The 18932-nt window shown below is 37.1% G+C and carries 20 protein-coding genes and 1 tRNA gene; 5 read left to right on the forward strand and 16 right to left on the reverse strand.

Annotated features, from left to right (window positions below; translation table 11 throughout):
• Positions 1–349: 349 nt before the first annotated feature.
• The 4 genes from ACFILT_RS09335 to folE all read right to left on the reverse strand — a co-directional run bounded on the left by ACFILT_RS09335 (position 350) and on the right by folE (position 3193).
• A complete protein-coding gene (locus tag ACFILT_RS09335; protein ID WP_375679299.1) occupies positions 350–856 on the reverse strand; it encodes a hypothetical protein in 507 nt (168 codons plus the stop codon).
• A gap of 137 nt (positions 857–993) precedes the next feature.
• Positions 994–2166: an alpha/beta hydrolase gene (locus ACFILT_RS09340; RefSeq protein WP_375679300.1), complete on the reverse strand. Its 1173-nt coding sequence runs from the start codon at positions 2164–2166 to the stop codon at positions 994–996.
• A gap of 193 nt (positions 2167–2359) precedes the next feature.
• Positions 2360–2444, reverse strand: a tRNA-Leu gene (locus ACFILT_RS09345).
• Between the two features lie 137 nt (positions 2445–2581).
• The gene (gene folE / locus ACFILT_RS09350) at positions 2582–3193 is read right to left on the reverse strand and encodes a GTP cyclohydrolase I FolE (RefSeq protein ID WP_375679301.1); all 612 of its coding nucleotides are present in this window, start codon (positions 3191–3193) and stop codon (positions 2582–2584) included.
• 125 nt (positions 3194–3318) lie between these two features.
• Here folE and ACFILT_RS09355 point away from each other — a divergent pair, with 125 nt between their 5' ends.
• The 3 genes from ACFILT_RS09355 (at position 3319) to thrS (ending at position 6186) form a co-directional block, all read left to right on the forward strand.
• Positions 3319–3747, forward strand: coding sequence for an iron-sulfur cluster assembly scaffold protein (locus ACFILT_RS09355; protein ID WP_375679302.1), 429 nt, complete (start codon positions 3319–3321; stop codon positions 3745–3747).
• A complete protein-coding gene (gene yidD, locus ACFILT_RS09360) occupies positions 3748–4098 on the forward strand; it encodes a membrane protein insertion efficiency factor YidD (protein ID WP_375607118.1) in 351 nt (116 codons plus the stop codon).
• A gap of 111 nt (positions 4099–4209) precedes the next feature.
• Positions 4210–6186, forward strand: coding sequence for a threonine--tRNA ligase (thrS, locus tag ACFILT_RS09365; RefSeq protein WP_375679303.1), 1977 nt, complete (start codon positions 4210–4212; stop codon positions 6184–6186).
• Between the two features lie 1051 nt (positions 6187–7237).
• Here the strand turns inward: thrS and ACFILT_RS09370 are convergent.
• The 5 genes from ACFILT_RS09370 to ACFILT_RS09390 form a co-directional block, all read right to left on the reverse strand.
• Entirely contained in the window at positions 7238–7741 is a 504-nt protein-coding gene (locus tag ACFILT_RS09370; protein ID WP_375679980.1) for a MerR family transcriptional regulator, read from the reverse strand.
• Between the two features lie 196 nt (positions 7742–7937).
• Positions 7938–8252, reverse strand: a complete 315-nt coding sequence (locus ACFILT_RS09375) for an integration host factor subunit alpha (protein ID WP_273791377.1) — start codon at positions 8250–8252, stop codon at positions 7938–7940.
• A gap of 77 nt (positions 8253–8329) precedes the next feature.
• Positions 8330–9307 (reverse strand): beta-ketoacyl-ACP synthase III, encoded by a 978-nt coding sequence (locus tag ACFILT_RS09380; protein ID WP_375679304.1) that lies wholly within the window; start codon positions 9305–9307, stop codon positions 8330–8332.
• 49 nt (positions 9308–9356) lie between these two features.
• Entirely contained in the window at positions 9357–10427 is a 1071-nt protein-coding gene (gene plsX, locus ACFILT_RS09385) for a phosphate acyltransferase PlsX (RefSeq protein ID WP_375613059.1), read from the reverse strand.
• Between the two features lie 149 nt (positions 10428–10576).
• Complete coding sequence (locus ACFILT_RS09390; protein ID WP_375679305.1) at positions 10577–11134, reverse strand: DUF177 domain-containing protein; 558 nt, start codon at positions 11132–11134, stop codon at positions 10577–10579.
• 221 nt (positions 11135–11355) lie between these two features.
• Here ACFILT_RS09390 and ACFILT_RS09395 point away from each other — a divergent pair, with 221 nt between their 5' ends.
• Positions 11356–11835: an outer membrane protein assembly factor BamE gene (locus ACFILT_RS09395; protein WP_375613146.1), complete on the forward strand. Its 480-nt coding sequence runs from the start codon at positions 11356–11358 to the stop codon at positions 11833–11835.
• A gap of 76 nt (positions 11836–11911) precedes the next feature.
• Here ACFILT_RS09395 and nusB read toward each other — a convergent pair whose 3' ends face one another.
• From nusB to glyA, 6 genes are all read right to left on the reverse strand, one after another.
• A complete protein-coding gene (gene nusB, locus ACFILT_RS09400) occupies positions 11912–12382 on the reverse strand; it encodes a transcription antitermination factor NusB (RefSeq protein ID WP_015856452.1) in 471 nt (156 codons plus the stop codon).
• 2 nt (positions 12383–12384) lie between these two features.
• Complete coding sequence (locus ACFILT_RS09405; protein WP_375679306.1) at positions 12385–12840, reverse strand: 6,7-dimethyl-8-ribityllumazine synthase; 456 nt, start codon at positions 12838–12840, stop codon at positions 12385–12387.
• A gap of 81 nt (positions 12841–12921) precedes the next feature.
• The gene (locus ACFILT_RS09410; protein ID WP_375613061.1) at positions 12922–13539 is read right to left on the reverse strand and encodes a riboflavin synthase; all 618 of its coding nucleotides are present in this window, start codon (positions 13537–13539) and stop codon (positions 12922–12924) included.
• On the reverse strand, positions 13521–14651 hold the full coding sequence (gene ribD / locus ACFILT_RS09415; protein WP_375679307.1) for a bifunctional diaminohydroxyphosphoribosylaminopyrimidine deaminase/5-amino-6-(5-phosphoribosylamino)uracil reductase RibD: 1131 nt from the start codon (positions 14649–14651) through the stop codon (positions 13521–13523). Before ribD ends, ACFILT_RS09410 begins: the two co-directional genes overlap by 19 nt.
• The gene (gene nrdR, locus ACFILT_RS09420; protein ID WP_375611570.1) at positions 14644–15126 is read right to left on the reverse strand and encodes a transcriptional regulator NrdR; all 483 of its coding nucleotides are present in this window, start codon (positions 15124–15126) and stop codon (positions 14644–14646) included. The genes ribD and nrdR overlap by 8 nt, the downstream gene beginning before the upstream one ends.
• Before the next feature lie 11 nt (positions 15127–15137).
• Positions 15138–16451 (reverse strand): serine hydroxymethyltransferase, encoded by a 1314-nt coding sequence (gene glyA / locus ACFILT_RS09425; RefSeq protein WP_375611569.1) that lies wholly within the window; start codon positions 16449–16451, stop codon positions 15138–15140.
• Between the two features lie 322 nt (positions 16452–16773).
• Here glyA and argC point away from each other — a divergent pair, with 322 nt between their 5' ends.
• Positions 16774–17706, forward strand: a complete 933-nt coding sequence (argC, locus tag ACFILT_RS09430; RefSeq protein WP_375679308.1) for an N-acetyl-gamma-glutamyl-phosphate reductase — start codon at positions 16774–16776, stop codon at positions 17704–17706.
• A gap of 20 nt (positions 17707–17726) precedes the next feature.
• Here the strand turns inward: argC and ACFILT_RS09435 are convergent, their stop codons facing one another.
• Positions 17727–18803 carry a COX15/CtaA family protein gene (locus tag ACFILT_RS09435; protein WP_375679320.1) on the reverse strand — a complete coding sequence of 359 codons (1077 nt, stop codon included), beginning with the start codon at positions 18801–18803 and terminating at the stop codon, positions 17727–17729.
• Between the last annotated feature and the right edge of the window lie 129 nt (positions 18804–18932).

Genomic DNA, 18932 nt, shown 5'->3' on the forward strand with positions numbered 1-18932 from the left:
AAAAAACTCAATAGAATCAAGATTCACCTATTCCCTTATATTAGACATAACTATTTTATTTTACTTGCTTTTTATTTGCCTAATGAATATACTAACAACTTTATGACATTGGTAAAATTATCCGGCGGGCTATTATTAAAAGAATCAGAAAGTTTTTTGTAAAATTCTTTCCACAAACATTTTTTTTCAATAAAGCCACCTAATTCATCAGCCTTAACTTTAGCAAAGATATAAGGCATGTGTTTCATTTATTAAAGCAAATTTTTTTCTTTAAAAAGGTTATAGCCTTCTATCTAACAGCGTTTTTGCTGTAAAATTCAAATTATCTATCTGCTCAACTAAAGAACTTTTATTGTTTAGCTTTTGTGCTTTTTTCAAAGAGATGTGGGCTTTCAAGAATAAGCTTTTCTCGTGCTTTTTGTAACTGTTTAATGACTTCATCAATCTTTGATGGAGAACAAAAAGATTCTTGGCTATTCAACAAATGCAGCCTCTCCTTTCCCTCATACAAACATTGCATCTGAGATTGAAGTATTCTAACTTCTTGAAAAAAAAGACGTCCTGTTTCCTTAAAACCATTATTAAGTGCAAAAAGTTGATCAGAAATGGATAGCAGAATTTGTTTTAAAAAACGCTCATTTTCTTGGCGTTTACGATATTCTAAAATAAGAGCATGGCTTATCTCATCTAACTGTTTTTTTGTAGAATCAATTTGACGCAATAAATTTGGTTTTTCCCCCATATCACCTTTTCTCACCTTCACAAGCATAGCATGAATGTTTAATAACTTAATTGCGGAATGAGATAAATAATCAACAACTGTAGGCGTATTAACATAGCGTTTCCGTGCAATCATCACAAACTCACCTAATGACTGTTTTTTACATTCATCCCGCTATTTATTTTTCATTTTACAAGACCATTCTAAAGAAAGTGCTAAAAAATATTACCTCCAATACATTATTCGATGGAGCCCCTTCTCTCTTTTCACGATCAACGTGGAATCCGTGGAGAGAGAAAACGTACAGGTGTATAAAGGATAAGATGTGTTGTTTTTTCCAACACACTACTGCCATCAGCAAGAAGGGCTTGACTAGGTGACAATTCTGTACCTTGCATAATTGTGGAAGCCAAAGAACCTTCTCGAGAAAGAGCCATCAACGTTGGCGAAGATGCAAAGACATTGTGTGCTCCCCCATCCACATGAGAAAAATCAAGAACAGCTATTCCATTTTTACGCAACATTTCAATATCTGAGCCATCGCCCACACGATGATGTCCACCCGTAAGACGTCCTGAAACCGCAAGAGCTTTATCTGCTCTGGATACTAAAATAGCGGTTGGCTGCGGGAGTTTTTTTATATCATTAAGTTGGCGCTCAAATACATCAACATCAATATCTGGTGCAGCCATTAATAAACTTGTAATACGACGAATAGGCCTATATTTTTCCTGTAACGCTAACGTTCTAAATGCTTCCATTATAACAAAATTGCCCATAGAATGTGCAATAACCGAAATTTGATCAGCATTGGTTTCACTAATAAGTGTTAAAAGCTCTATCAATCCGTCACGGGCAAAATTAGCACTGTCACGATCATAAATATAAAGAGGAACTGATCCGGCCGAAGGCCAAGAATAATGCACAGCGACAACATTTAAAGAATAATCGTGTGTAAACTGTGCTGTACGAAATGTACCATCTGCAAAATTATTATTATACCCATGGATAAAAAGAAAAATTTCTCTTTTTCCTTTTGGCTTTTTTGCTAAAGCAGCATTTAATTGCTGTTTAAACTGTTCTTTATTATCGTATTTTTGCAATGCTACTGCTGAAAAATACTTATCATGCGTAGGTTTATAGGCATTTATTTCAACAACTCCCTTTACATGTTGCTGAGGAATTCCTACGTCAACACGATTATAATGAACTTTATTTGATCGCTCTGCACCATAAGGTTGAGCGTAATTATTTTGCATCATACGACTTGTTGCAACATACACTGGAACGATGGCTTTTGGAGAAACTGGTTTCCCTTCAACTTCCCTTTCTACGGCAGTCATAGAAGGTGTTGCATGCACCCCATGCCAAAGTACAGCACGTGAATCACTACACGCTGATAATAAAGAAATACAAATAAGAAGTGTTAAATATCTCAGAATCATTATACTTCTCACTGCAACTTCACCCCACCTTATAAAAATATAACATTTCAAATGCATAGATAAAGTAATAAAAAACGAAACATTATTGGCAACACACCAACAAATAACATACAAAAAAGATTTCTCTATAATGCCTATAAATCCCCTCTCTCTAACATAACTTCATCTCATTATGGAGAGACTCACTGCTAACTGGTGCGGTCGAGAAGACTCGAACTTCCACGGGTTGCCCCACAGCGACCTCAACGCTGCGCGTCTACCAATTCCGCCACGACCGCACGTGGAAAGAAAAAATCTTGGTTTTTAGCCTTTAACAAATCATAAAGAAAGGTACAAGCCAATTTTCTTTTTCTCATAATTTATTTTATCCGGATGCTTTATAACTTAATAGAGATTACGAGAAATATGGGCTTTACTATGACCTTTGAATCATCATCATAAAATGTGCTTGTGCCGCTTGATCTTTTTCATAATAACCATGAAAGTTTTTTGTAATTGTTGTAGAGCCCTGTTTTTGGATTCCTCTCATAGCCATACACATGTGCTCAGCCTCAATCAATACTGCTACACCATGAGGCTTCAGATACGTTTTTAACGCGTGAGCCACTTGCGCTGTCATAGCTTCTTGAGTTTGTAAACGACGAGAAAAAATATCTACAACACGTACAATTTTTGAAAGACCAACAATTTTTGCATTAGGAAGATATGCTATATGTGCTTTCCCAATAATTGGGATCATGTGATGCTCACAGTGTGAATAAAAAGGTATATTCTTTACGATTACGGCTTCATTGTATCCTGAAACCTCTTCAAAAACTGTACCTAAGGTTTCTTTAACCGATTGACTATAACCATTAAAAAGCTCGCGATATGCCTTGGCTATACGTTTTGGAGTATCTAAAAGCCCTTCTCTATTTGGATTTTCCCCTATCCATAAGAGTAATGTACGAATCGCTTCTTCCACCTTTTCAATACTCGGACGCTTTTCTTCAGATAAATTTGCGTCTTCTTTAACAACATTACGCATTCAAAAACTCCAAGCTTACTCTATACAAAGCATTTGCTCCATACCTATCTCATTTTGTATAATCTCTATATAAGCGAATTAAAAGTTTAAACAATCACGACTCTCAAAATTTCAGGCAATAGCGCATGATTGATAATATCTATAATGATAAAATACTTAAATATGCTGCACATATAGGCAAAATTGGGCGTCTTAATAATCCTGATGCAACATCAAGAAAACATGCACACCTTTGTGGTTCGACAATCACTGTAGATTTAAAAGTGGAAAATGGTATTATTACCGATTTTGCTCACGAAATACATGCATGTGTGCTAGGGCAAGCTTCAGCTTCACTTTTAGCATCTCATATCATCGGACAAACAACTCAAGATCTTAAAATATTGCGTGAAGTTATCTACCAAATGCTAACGCAAAATGGTCCTTCTCCTCAAGCTCCATTTGAGGATTTTTCTTGCTTACAGCCCATTAAAGACTATAAAGTGCGCCATGCAGCAACACTACTACCCTTTGATGCAACGATAGACTGCATTCAAAAAATTGAAGAAAAATAAATGTTCAAATCACAATCTAGACAAAAAAAGTTGACTCGGAATTACACAGGCACTTGGCAAAAAACACCCGGACGATTATTGGGTATTTTCTTAATACGGTTCTATCAAATAACACTTTCGAGCCTTATAGGCAATCAATGTCGCCATGCCCCGACTTGTTCAGAATATACATATGAAGCGATTGCACGCCATGGGCTTTGGGCTGGTGCATGGATGGGACTCTTTCGTATCATGCGTTGTGGGCCCTTTGGAACAGATGGCTTTGATCCAGTCCCTCCATCGCTTGGAAATTCTTGCTGTTTTTATAAACCTTGGCGTTACTGGAAAATTTCTGACAAACACAACAAATAATCCTTTTCTTTTTTCACATGTATTGATAAAAAATTAGTCTATAAGCTTTTTACTCAATTTTCACGAAACCATCCGCAATCGTTAGCGGAATTGGATTAAAAGGGTGTTTTTATGTCTTGCTCTATTTCTCTTTTTTTTCCCGATGGTTCAAAACGTAATTACCCCGCCGAAATGACAGGCTTGGAATTAGCAGAATCTATTTCTAAATCACTTGCAAAAAAAGCAGTCGCCTATAGTCTTGATGGTATCACGCGAGACTTATCGGATCCATTGGGACAATCTGGTCAAGTAGAGATTATTACCCGAGAAGATTCACGCGCTCTTGAGCTCATAAGGCATGATTGCGCCCATGTCCTTGCTGAAGCAGTGCAAGAGCTTTTTCCTGAAACGCAAGTAACAATAGGTCCTGTCATTGAGAACGGATTCTATTATGATTTTGCACGCCAACAACCTTTCACATTAGATGATCTCACCGTCATTGAAAAGAAAATGCGTGAAATTATCCAACGCAATAAACCTTTTAGAAAAGAAATTTGGTCTCGTGAAAAAGCAAGAAAAGTTTTTTCTGAGAAAAAGGAATTTTATAAAGTTGAACTTATTGATAGCATTCCTGAAAATCAAGATTTAAAAATCTATTATCAAGGGGAGTGGTTTGATCTTTGTCGCGGACCGCACATGCAATCTACAGGGCAAATTGGGAATGCTTTCAAATTAATGAAAGTTGCAGGAGCTTATTGGCGTGGCGATGCCAATAATCCAATGCTCACGAGAATTTATGGAACAGCATTTGCAAATGAAAATGACTTAAAAGCCTACCTCCATATGCTAGAAGAAGCTGAAAAACGTGATCATCGCCGCTTGGGACGTGAAATGGACTTATTTCACTTTCAAGAAGAAGGGCCAGGAATGATTTTTTGGCACAAAAAAGGTTGGAAAATGTTCCAAAATTTGATCAGCTATATGCGTAGACGCCTTGATGATCATCAATATGCTGAAGTTAATGCACCACAAGTTCTCGATAGGTCACTCTGGGAAATATCTGGCCATTGGGGTTGGTATAAGGAGAATATGTTCAAAGTAATTTCAGCAGAAGAAGATTCAGATCATGGGAATGTTTATGCCCTTAAACCAATGAATTGCCCTGGTCATGTGCAAATTTTTAAACATGGTTTAAAATCTTATCGTGATTTGCCTATTAGACTTGCTGAATTTGGACTTGTTCATCGTTATGAGCCTTCAGGCTCTTTACATGGTCTTATGCGTGTGCGTGGTTTTACACAAGATGATGCGCATATTTTTTGTACTGATGAACAATTAGCCGATGAATGTCTCAGTATTAATGATCTTATTTTATCAACTTATGCTGATTTTGGTTTTAAAGAAATTAGTCTTAAGCTTTCAACACGTCCAGAAAAACGAGTTGGATCTGATGCATTATGGGATCATGCAGAAAGTATCATGGAATCTGTCCTTAAAACGATTGAAACAAAATTTGCAGGACAAATCAAAACAAGCATCCTTCCAGGTGAAGGAGCATTTTATGGTCCAAAATTTGAATATACATTAAAGGATGCTATCGGTCGTGAATGGCAATGTGGAACAACACAAATAGACTTTAATCTCCCTGAACGTTTTGGTGCATTCTATATTGATAAAGATTCAGAAAAACGTCAACCTGTTATGATCCACCGTGCTATTTTTGGATCAATGGAGCGTTTTCTTGGTATATTAATTGAAAATTTTGCTGGACATATGCCACTTTGGCTTGCTCCTGAACAAATTGTTGTTGCAACAATTACATCCGAAGCAAATGAATATGCCAAAAAAATAACAGCAAAACTTAAAGCTGTTGGGCTTTCCGCAACAATAGATCTCCGCAATGAAAAAATTAACTATAAAATACGAGAACATTCTTTACAAAAAGTCCCCGTAATTTTGGTATGTGGCAAACGTGAAGCTGAAACAAACAGCGTAAATATGCGCCGCTTAGGAAGTACAAATCAAACCCTTTTATCTGTAGAAGATGTGATTAAACAACTCTCAAATGAAGCAACACCTCCAGATTTGCAACGTGTAATAAATGCATAATACCACAGAAGATGGTAATACGTTAATTTTTTACTATAAATCTTCAGTTTTTGTACAAAATAAAATAATTTGATATTGTAGTGTGTTTTTGTTTCATGCACAATGACCTATCACCAGAAAGAATAACGTGCTCTTCCTCTACAAGGTAGATTGGTGAAAAAGTTGAATGTAAGCTATGAGCTGTTTAAATTGCAAAAATCATAGACAATTGAATATTAATAATAACATTAATCTTTTACCTTTATAATGAAAAGATGCTGCTATTATCATGGATAGATCATTACAATAATTATAGCAACATCAAGCAAGAAAACTGAAAACAAGATTATATTTATTAATAAAAAATATGTAAAATTAGCTGAACAATGATATTTCTTATTCGTAAGATAAGCCCTTATAAAAAGGACAAGATATTGATTTATAATGATAATATATCGTTATTCATATTAAATAAGGTTTCGAATATCATAGGCTTCTCTTATTTTTAATATGTTTATGTTGAATCTATCAAAATCATTTGCTTGCACGAAACAAGCGGAATGAGTGTGTGGATAAAAATTATTGAGAAAGGACTTTTAAAATGCCTACAATGAACCGCCTAAAGTGCTAAGAATTGTTGCAGTCATTGAGAACAAGCTATAATTATAATGATGATGCCGACTTGAACCTTCATAAGTATAAAAATAGCGGTACTCAACGAGTTTACCATTAATCATTCACGAGGCATTATGGTAAAATAAGATTAAGAAGCCTTAAGAAACATCTCTTTAAAACAAGCACATGAATTGGTAAGCTAATGGCATTCTACATCCCGCAATCTACACTGATGAGATATTGCCTTAATTTTTATAAAGCCAAATCAAAAAAAATGGCAAAGCTCAGCATTTACTCTTTCCCTTCTTCATATTTTACCAAATGAAAAACTCTTATAAAAAACTCGTTAAATATACACATACGATACATGACCACTCGTTGAACGTATTAAATTCTGTGTACATCCATAAAACATCTAAATATCTACGAAACACATATAAAATAAAAAAAAATATTATTATCGTGCTCTATCAAGAACACGCTTACATTCAATGAGTTCAAACAGAATTTCTTGTAACAATGCTTTATCAGTTTTATCTTTGTAAAGATTCACAGAACCGACAGATGTTTCTCCCTCATTCCTCATGAAACTCAAAAGCCCAAAAGAAGATTTCTTAGGCTTATTGCTAGCATTTTCAGAAGTTTGTCCTGCATGTTTCTTCTCTATGACCACATTCATAGCATCAAGATCACCATTACCCAATGCAATCACAAAAGCAACACCATTTTCTTTCAAAAGGCGTTGCACACCTTTTATAGTATAACCCTGATCATATAGTAACTGCTTAATACCATTGAGCAAATCAACATCGACCGGACGATAATAGCGCCTTCCTCCCCCACGTTTCATTGGTTTAATCTGCCTAAAACGTGTTTCCCAAAATCTTAAGACATGCTGCGGAAGCTCCAATAACTCCGCTACTTCGCTAATTGTGCGAAAAGCATCAGAGCTTTTATCCATTTTGTAACACCTTATTTAAAACAAAATAAATTACTTCACAATGGCTCATTCTGTCTCAATTTCTCAACAAGATTAGTCAAAAATAAGACCATCATTGATACCTTACTCACCAGTCTTTTTCTAAAAAATAAAGACCCTTATTTTATACATTTCTTTAACAAATACCAAACATACCATGGCATTTATTTATGAGATATCATTTTTTCTGTTTTGCACGATGCGAATCTAAAATTCTCTGTTTAAGGACATTGGCAGCCTTAAACGTCACAACACGTCGCGGCGGAATCGGTGCTTCAACACCTGTTTTTGGATTGCGTCCAACACGTTCATTTTTACTGCGAACCTGAAAAGTTGCAAAAGAAGATAATTTAACCGCTTCACCTCTTACAAGTGAGTTGCAAATCTCATCCAAAACCAATTCGACTAAAGCTGCTGATTCAGTATGTGACAAGCCCACTCTTTTACAAACTACGCTCGCTAAATCTGCACGCGTTACTGTCTTACTTGTCATTATAACCACCTATTAAAATATTAAAAATTACAAAATGACTTATACGTTTTCTTGAAATATGGTCAAGTAGCCATAATTTACCAACGAATAAGAATTGCTCCCCATGTAAATCCACCTCCCATGGCTTCTAACATGATAAGATCTCCTTCTTTTATTTTTCCATCGCAAACAGCTGTTGTTAAAGCCAACGGAACTGATGCAGCAGACGTATTACCATGTTGATCAACGGTAATCACAACTTTATCTAGTGAAATTCCCAGCTTTTTAGCAGATGCTTCAATAATGCGCTTATTAGCCTGATGAGGTACAAACCAATCTAGTTGTGAAGAATCCATACCTGCAGCTGCAAAACAATCATCAACCACATCCGTTATCATACCAACAGCATATTTAAAAACTTCTCGTCCTTCCATACGCAAATAGCCTGTCGTTTGTGTTGTTGAAGGTCCACCATCAACATATAGCTTATCTATATAAGCACCATTAGAGCGCAATTTCGCAGACAATATACCACGCCGCTCAAAAGCAATACCCCCCTCAGTTTCTAGTGCTTCCAAAATAACAGCACCAGCACCATCACCAAATAAAACACATGTCGTACGATCTTCCCAATCTAAAATTCGAGAAAATGTATCGGATCCAATAACTAAAATTCTTTTAGCCGCTCCACATCGTAAATAAGAATCTCCTGTTGTTAAAGCAAAAATAAAACCAGAACAAACAGCTTGAATATCAAAAGCAAATCCATGGCTCATTCCCAAAGCATGCTGAATTTCAACAGCAGAAGCAGGAAAAGTACGATTCGGGGTAGACGTTGCTAAAATAATACAATCGATGTCTTTTATTGTTAAACCAGCATTTGTAAGTGCTGCTTGCGCAGCCTCAACTCCTAAAGAAACAGTTGTTTCATTTTCACTGGCAATATAACGTTGGCGTATTCCTGTACGCTGAACAATCCATGAATCTGACGTTTCAACAAACTTTGCAATCTCATCATTTGATAAACTTCTTTTCGGCAAAGCACTTCCTACACCACGTATAATTGACCGAATCATTCAGCTCTTACCTTTTCTTCAAATTTTTTATTTCTATTATAAGAGCTTATCATAAGGACTCTCCATTCATCACCGCTTCATCTTCTTGGTCAAAAAGTGTTGCTTTATTTTCATGAAATCGCCGTAAATCAGCCGTTATTTTTTGTAAAAGTCCATTATTAACCATTTTATAACCAACGCGGATAGCAGAAGCAAAGCCATTAGCATTAGCACTGCCATGACTTTTTATAACAACACCATTCAAACCTAAAAGAACTCCTCCATTCACCCTATCAGGATCCATTTTATGTTTCAGTATACGAAAAGCACCCCGTGATAAAAAATAACCAAGAGATGTTAAAAAAGAACTGCGCATTGCAGAGTTTAAAATCTCTCCTATCTGTCGCGCGGTTCCTTCTGCGGTTTTTAAAGCAATATTACCAGAAAACCCCTCTGTCACAACAACATCGACTGTTCCTTTTCCAATGTCATTGCCCTCAACAAATCCTTTATATTCCAATCCTTCTAATTGCACTTCACGCAATATCATTCCTGCTTTTTTTATTTCATAAAGTCCTTTAACCTCTTCCACCCCCACATTTAAAAGCCCAACACTTGGTCTTTCAGTGTGATATAAAGCGCGAAACATACCTGCTCCCATAACCGCCAAATCAACCAACTGACTAGCAGAGGCACCAATTGTTGCTCCAATATCTAAAACAATACTCTCACTGCGCAGTGTTGGCCAGATACCCGCAATACCAGGACGTTCAGCCTCTGCAAGCATTTTCAAACAAAAGTAAGACATGGCCATGAGTGCACCCGTATTACCAGCAGAAATGCAAGCATCAGCTTCACCATTTTTTACCGCTTCAATGGCGTACCACATTGATGATTTACCACGTCCATTACGAAGTGCTTGGCTTGGCTTTTCATCCATGCGTGTATAACTTTCTGTAGGGCAAAAGCGCGATACAGAATCCAAACAGGGATATTTTTTTAAAACCGGACGAACAGCCTCCTCTACTCCATAAAATAGAAAATAAATATTTGATAAATATTTTTGTACAATTGCTGCTCCTGCAATAGCTGCTTCTGGACCGTAATCACCGCCCATGACATCCACAGAAATTCTAATCACGCTTGCATATCCCACATCTTTTCATTTACATCTTTAAATACATATTATGATTTTTGGCTCCTGAATACTCACACAGCACATCTTGCGAAAATCGCTCCGCAGAAAATACCGTTTAGCATACAATAGATATTTTTTGTATGTTTCTACAATCACTTCCAATTTTTCAAAACAGAAAATGGAGAGAATTTTCGCTCTGCTTCTTCTAAATTCTCACCCATATTCATCTTTATCCCTTCTTTACGTGGATAATGATTAATAGACAACTCAAAAAACTCTTCCATGATTGCGCCAATATCAATTTTATCATCATAAAACACTTCAGGAGTATCAAGCCCCTCCACATCTAAAAACAATTCCCCTGTATCCTCTGATATTTGGGGCTTCATCAAATTTGAATCTTCAGGAACAAAAACAACCTCAATATTTTCACAAAGGATATTTTCTAATGGTTCTAATGTAACAACACATAACTGTAGTATACGCGCTTGCAACAGACCTTTTATACGCACTCCGCGTTTTTTCCACGGGAAAATATGGAATTTTCCCTCACAAGATTTTACTTCAATTAAATCATGGTTCTGGGCTAAATGTGTACATTCTTTTTTGTTTGCACAAAAATGAACCCTTATACCTTTAGCAGGTAGAGAACGTACAGATATTGGATAAGCCAAAGCAAATGTCATTTGAGGAACATTTTGAACATTCATTGACAACTCCCAAACATAAAAACGCGTAAAGCACTATGTTTTTATTTATCTCAAGTATTTATGCATTTTTTTCTTTTCTAAAGAAATTCTATATGGCATAATTTGCTTTATAACAGGGAAACTCAGTGTAAGCTACGGTAGATTAAGTTAAAATTAGAAAAAACTTGAGGTTGCCTTCTTGTCCTACATCTCAGTATAAAAAGGAGATACCATTGTTTCAAATGCCTCACATAATAGCCTTAATCAAACGTAAATTATTGATTGGTCTATCAATAGCAAGCATAGGAATGCTTGCGGGGTGTAGCCTTCTTGATTCTTCAGGTTCGAGCCAAATTTATAGAGAAGGCTATGTTCTTGATAAAAATGCTCTAAGTTCTATCTCTATTGGCTCGAGTCAAGAGCAAGTTCTTTTAACTTTAGGGACCCCTTCATTAAAAACAAAATATGATAATGAAGTTTTTTATTACATCTCACAGACACGTTATCGTGGGATGCAGTTTATGAAAACAAAGATTATTGATCGCAAAGTTTTAGCCATTTACTTCAGTAAAAATAATCAGGTTACAAAAGTTGCAAATTACGGATTACAAGACGGTCAAGTGTTTGATTTTATTACACAAACAACACCAACTGTAACGAAAGAACATCCTTTCTTAATTCAAATTATAAAAGGCCCTGCGAATTTGCCACCCCATAACTAAATTATATAGTCTGCATACCGTTTCAATATTATAGGTCTGATAATATCAGATCTATAATAGGGGGGATTTGTAACTCTTAGAGGCGAACTTTTTTTGCCATACTGTCAAGAACTGCATTAACAAGTTTTGGCTCATCACCTTCAAAAAACGCCTTTGCTATGTCAACATACTCATTCATGACAACCGCAACGGGAACATCTTTACGGTTGATCAACTCCCATAAACCTGCTCGTAAAATTGCTCGCAATATAGAATCAAGACGTGAAAGAGACCACTCTGCAGAAAGCTGTTGATGAAGCAGCGGATCAAGCTGCTTTTGATCTTTTACAACACCCGTTATAATAGCCAAAAACCATTGAAAATCAGCTTCAAGATATTGGTCTCCATCAATATCTTTTCCCAAACGATAAGCCTCATACTCAGCTGCCGTTTCCATCACCCCCGAACCCACGATATCCATTTGATAGAGTGCTTGAACTGCAGCGAGTCTTGCTGCTCCACGTTTATTGGCTGAACGCGGAAAATGTCTGCTTTTTATATCAGCCATATTTAACGATTATCTCCAAATCTCTTTTTTAGAGCGATCATACATAAAGCAGCTTCAGCCGCAAAACCACCTTTATTTTTGTCATCTAGTTTTGCACGCACCCATGCTTGTTCTTCGTTTTCAACAGTCAAAATACCATTTCCAATAGCCAAGTGCTGATGAACAGTTAAATCCATCAATGCACGACAAGAATCATTAGCAACAATTTCAAAGTGATATGTTTCACCCCGAATAACACAACCAAGAGCAACATAACCATCATACGATATCTTGTTTTGTTCAGCAAAAGCTATTGCACTTGGTATTTCTAATGCTCCAGGAACCGTTACAACATCATAACTTGCTTCAGATTTTTGCAAAGTATTCACTGCACCTCTCAAAAGTGCATCAGAAATCCCCTCATAAAAACGTGCCTCAACAATCAATACGTGAGGCTTTTTACCTATCTCTTTCATCATAATGGAATTCCACAAAAAACGAATCAAAAAAATCAAAGTTATAAAGCATAAAATTCTGAAAACGATCAATAGAGTGTTGGCTTATTCATCTTCTCTTTTTAAAGCAAAAAGTTTTGCAGCATAACGAGCAAGTTGATCAATTTCCAAATTGACCCGATCTCCAATTTTAGCTTGTCCCCACGTTGTCATTTCAAGTGTATGGCGAATAATAAGAACATCAAAAACACAATCCTCAACACCATTAACAGTCAAAGATGTCCCATTAAGTGCAATAGATCCCTTATTAACAATGAAAGGCATAAATTGTCTTGAAACTTTTAAATAAAAGCGAATTGCATCCCCTTCATTTTTTTGATCAATGATTTCAGCCAAACCATCAATATGACCAGAAACTAAATGTCCTCCCATTTCATCACCCAATCGAAGCGAACGTTCCAAATTAACAAAAGTTCCTTTTATCCATTGTGCAAGATTCGTTAAACGTAATGTTTCTTCCCACGCCTCGACAACAAACCAATTGGAATCTTCTTGCTTTAATCCTCGCTCTACAATTGTCAGACAAATTCCTGAACAAGCAATTGACGCGCCAATTGCTAAGCTTTCTATAGCATAGCGGGTAGAAATCTTTAAACGCATCCCCTGCTTTAAAGGTTGAACATCTTCAACACAACCAATATCCGTTATAATTCCTGTGAACATAATGTCTTACGTCTCCACTTATAAAAACGGTCATTTCCAAACATTCTTGTCTCAATCTCATGAAACTGCGAGAGATAATTTCCAAAATGAGGGGCTTCAATACGATTTTTGCCTAAAACAATGGGGGTATGAAAACATATCAAATGATCAACACAACCAGCATTCAAAAATTTTTCCCCTGTCTTGACGCCCCCTTCCAATAAAACACTATTAATCCCATGTTTATAAAGCATCTGTAAAAGAGCAAAGGGTTCTACACAACCATTGTTCATCTCGACCGAATAAACAGACACACCATATTGCTCCAATGCATTTTTTTTGCTTTTCTTTGAAATATCCACATCACAAATAACCCATGTAGGAATTTTTATGGCTGTTTGGACAACTTTTGCATCAAGGGGGATAGATAAATCTGCATCCAAAATAATACGAATTGGTGAGCGCATCTCCATCCCTGGCAAGCGGCAATTGAGTTGTGGATCATCTGCTAATATAGTACCAATACCAACGAGGATAGCATTATTTTGAGCACGTAGAATATGCGTATGGGCATGAGAAAGTGTTCCACTAATTTTTACGCTGCCCTTCTCTCTTTTTCCAACACCATTATCGGCAGAAATTGCCATTTTAAAAGTGACCGCACAGCGTTGTATCTTCCTTATGCACCAATGCGTCCATAAGGATTCAAAAGCCTCTTCAGCTAAAATGCCCTCAACCACTTCAATACCCGCCGCTCGCAAAAGAGCAATACCATGACCATCAACACGCTTGTCACAATCAGTCAGCGCAATAACAACTCGAGAAACACCTGAATTAATAAGCGCATTCACACACGGCGAAGTTTTTCCATAATGCGCACAAGGTTCTAAAGTAACATAAGCAGTCGCTCCTTGAGCCAAAGAACCTGCCATGTGTAAAGCTTGCACTTCCGCATGAGGACTCCCATGAATAGCTGTTACGCCATAGCCAACAATAAAAGCCCCCACAGCACCATTATCGTTTCGCACAATTAACGTACCAACGGAAGGATTCTCACCTGTAAGACCGACATGACGTTCTGCTAAACGAATAGCTGCAGCCATAAACCGTTCATCTTGCACTTTTTTATTCATCAAAACGAGATTCTGTATCCGCGATACCCTTTGACAATTCATCTATAACATCGTGAAAATCGCTTGCATTACGAAAATCTCGATACACAGAAGCAAAACGAATATAAGCAATATCATCAATTCTTTTCAATGCTTCCATCACAAGATGCCCAATTTTTTCTGAAGAAATCTCTGGTTCTCCCAAACTTTCAAGCTGGCGTACAATGCCAGAAATTGCTCGTTCAATATGATCAGGATCAATATTGCGCTTACGTACAGCCACATCAACTGATCGCATTAACTTATCACGATCGAAGGGTTCACATCGTCCACTTTTTTTAGCAACCAAGAGCTCACGCAACTGAACACGTTCAAAAGTTGTAAAACGACCACCACAAACAGAACACACACGGCGGCGGCGAATCACTGCCCCCTCTTCTGCTGGACGTGAGTCTTTGACCTGTGTATCCTCATATTGGCAGTAAGGACAGCGCATCCTTTGTATCCTTAACGAGTGGTAAGATAAGAGTAAAGAGGAAATTGATTCGTTATATCTTTTACCTTTTTCTCAACAGCCATTTCAACGGCATGATTATCTTCATCACTTTTTGCACTCCGAAGACCATCAAGAACTTCTGAAATCAGATGACCAACTTGAATAAACTCTTTTTCTAAAAAACCACGCGTCGTGGCAGCAGGTGATCCCAAACGAATTCCCGATGTTATAGATGGCGTTTCAGAATCAAAAGGAATGCCATTTTTATTGCAGGTAATATGAGCGCGTCCCAAAGCCAATTCCGCACGTTTACCTGTTAGATTTTTGGAACGTAAATCAACCAACAACAAATGATTATCTGTACCACCAGAAACAATATTAAAACCATTACCCTGTAATGTTTTTGCTAAAGTTTTCGCATTAGCGACAACATTGGCACTGTAACTCTTGAAAGAGGGACGCAAAGCCTCCTCAAACGCAACAGCCTTTGCGGCAATCACATGCATTAAAGGACCACCTTGAAGACCAGGAAAAATTGCAGAATTAATTTTTCTGGATAAAGCCTCATCATTTGTCAATATTAAACCACCCCGGGGACCTCGAAGCGATTTATGTGTTGTTGTTGTTACAATATGCGCATGTGGAACAGGTGAAGGATGCACGCCACCAGCAACAAGACCAGCAATATGAGACATATCAACGAGTAAATGAGCACCGATTTCATCTGCAATTTCACGGAATCTTTCCCAATCCCATAGCCGTGGATAAGATGAGCCCCCTGCTATAATAAGTTTTGGCTTACGTTCTTTTGCAAGCTGCTCAACCTCATCCATATCAATAATCTGATCTTCTTGACGCACACCATAGGAAACAACATCAAACCATTTTCCTGACATATTAACAGGTGAACCATGCGTAAGGTGACCTCCAGCATTTAAATCCAACCCCATAAATGTGTCACCAGGCTGAAGTAAAGCTAAAAAGACAGCTTGATTCATTTGGCTACCAGAATTAGGCTGTACATTCGCAAACGCAGCACCGAAAAGCTGTTTTGCCCTTTCAATAGCTAAATCTTCAACGACATCAACAAATTGACACCCACCATAGTAGCGCTTTCTTGGATAACCTTCTGCATACTTATTGGTTAAAACAGACCCCTGCGCTTCAAGGACCGCTCTTGAAACAATATTCTCTGAAGCAATAAGCTCAATTTCATGTTGTTGACGCTCAAACTCCCCTCTAATTGCGTCAAAAATTGCACCATCAACAGTTTGTAAATTATCATTAAAAAAGCGCTTTTGTGCGTCATTTTCTTGCTGAGTCATAAAACACATTCCTAACATAAAAAAATAAAGTCAAGGAACGATAACACAGCAAACCATGCAAACCAAACATTTTAAACTACTTACACTCAAAAATAATGAGGCAAATATTTATCTTATTCTTTGTTATAAAAACAGCGAAAAACTTTCCTCTCGAGAATAGTAAAAAATGAGATTACATTTCTTTTTTTACACTCTTATTTGTTTACACCTTTTACAAAAAATATCTATAATCTAAAGAAATTCAATAATTTAATGATTAAAAATAATTTATAATGTGAAAAGCTGAATATAATAGGCAAAGTTAATACGAAGGCAAATAAGAATGCTAACCAAAGTTTTTATTGATGGTGAACATGGCACAACCGGACTACAAATACAAAAACGCTTAGAAAGGCGTACAGATTTAAAACTACTCTCTCTTGCTCATAAAGATCGCCATAATGTTCATCTGCGACAAGACTATCTTAATCAAGCCGATATTGCTATTTTGTGTCTTCCAGATGATGCTGCACGCGAAACAGTTCATTGGCTTCAAAAAAATAAAAACATTAGGATTATTGATAGCTCGACAGCCCACCGTGTTGCACCAGACTGGGTTTACGGTTTTCCTGAAATGACAGCAGGACAAAGAAAGCGCATCCAAGCAGCACATTATATAACCAATCCCGGATGCTATCCTACCGGTGCCATTAGTTTGATTCGCCCACTCCGTGAAGCAGGACTGCTAGACGCCGATTATCCCATCTCGATTAATGCAATCTCCGGCTATACCGGTGGTGGAAAACAGTTGATTTTACAAATGGAAAATCAATCTCAACAAAATATTCAGGACAATTATTTTATCTATGGTCTTAATCTTGAACACAAACATGTGCCAGAAATTAAAATCTATGGACAAATCAATCAACCCCCAGTTTTTATACCAAGTGTGGGTCGTTTTCCCCAAGGAATGATTGTGAATCTTCCTCTGCATCGCCATTTATTCACAAAATCAGCAAACTGTTCTGATTTGCGCGAAATTCTCGCAAACCATTACGATGGACAAAATACCATTTTAGTTGCATCACAAGAAGAAACTTCTTCACTTCAAAGACTTAATCCAGAGTGTTTAGCCAATAAAGATGGTATGAAACTGTTCGTATTTGGAAATGATCGTGAAGGTATTTTTAATCTCAGCGCCATATTCGATAATTTAGGAAAAGGCGCATCAGCTGCAGCTATCCAAAACCTCGATTTAATGCTTTCAAGCGACTAAACCTCCCTACCCACAAACTTTTATTCAACAACGCGATAAGCCCCTTTTGTTGCTCGCCAATGTGCAACAACAAAACACAACACGACTAATGCCATACTTTGATGAATGAGCCCCAAACTTATCGGAACCTCATGTAACAGTGTTAAGATACCCAAGACTGCTTGGATAATAATCATAACACAGATAAGAAATGCACGACGAGAATGAGTTGAATGTGGAGCATTTTTTTGTACATAGAAAGCATGAATAGCCGAGGCAATCAATAAAAAATAAGCAAAAAACCGATGAATAAATTGAACCATTAAGGAATTTTCGAATAAATTGAGCCAAACAGGACGATGCTGCAACAATCCATCAGGAATAATCTGCCCATCCATAAGGGGCCATGTATTATAGACTTTTCCAGCATGAAGCCCTGCAACCAAAGCTCCGAAATAAATCTCTATCAAGACGAGAATAACAAGCCATGCCGCAAAATATTGCACCTTTTTATTTGCTGGTTTTTCTGAATATTCTGCAAGCCCTCGAGATAAATAAGTAACAAAAACAATAACAAAACATGCCGTTATAAGATGAAATGCCAAACGATATTGGCTCACACTTGTTAAATTACTTTGCCCAATCCCTGAAGCAACCATCCACCAACCAATAAAGCCTTGAAAGGCGATAAGAATAGGTACAACAATAAGCGGGAGTAAGATATTTTTTTCAACACGCTTAGACGCCCAAAACCAAATGAGCCCCAATAAAGCGACAAGACCAACAAGACGCCCAAGAACACGATGCGCCCATTCCCACCAAAAAATAATCTTAAAAGCACTTAAGGTCATATCAGGATTAAGCAGCTTATATTGTGCTATTTGTTGATATTTTAAAAATTCCTCTTGCCATTGATCCTCACCAATCGGTGGAATAACGCCGTGTATTGGCTTCCATTCCGTTATAGATAATCCTGATCCCGTCAAACGAGTAGCACCACCCACTAAGACAATTGCCAAACAAAGCAATAAAATAGAGTAAAGCCACACCTGTATATGTTTTCTATTTTCCTTTTGCACAGGCGTTAAAACGCTATTGTTTAATCTCTTTACTGCCATCTCTGATTGCCCCACGCTTCTCTCCAACTAAAATGCATTTTAAAATTTAAACATTAACTCTTTGTCTATTTTAGTATGTACTACAACTTTAGCAAAAAACAAGCGTACCACTATAACATGCGATACATA

Source organism: Bartonella sp. AP7XZML, from assembly GCF_042195745.1.
Lineage (GTDB): Bacteria > Pseudomonadota > Alphaproteobacteria > Rhizobiales > Rhizobiaceae > Bartonella.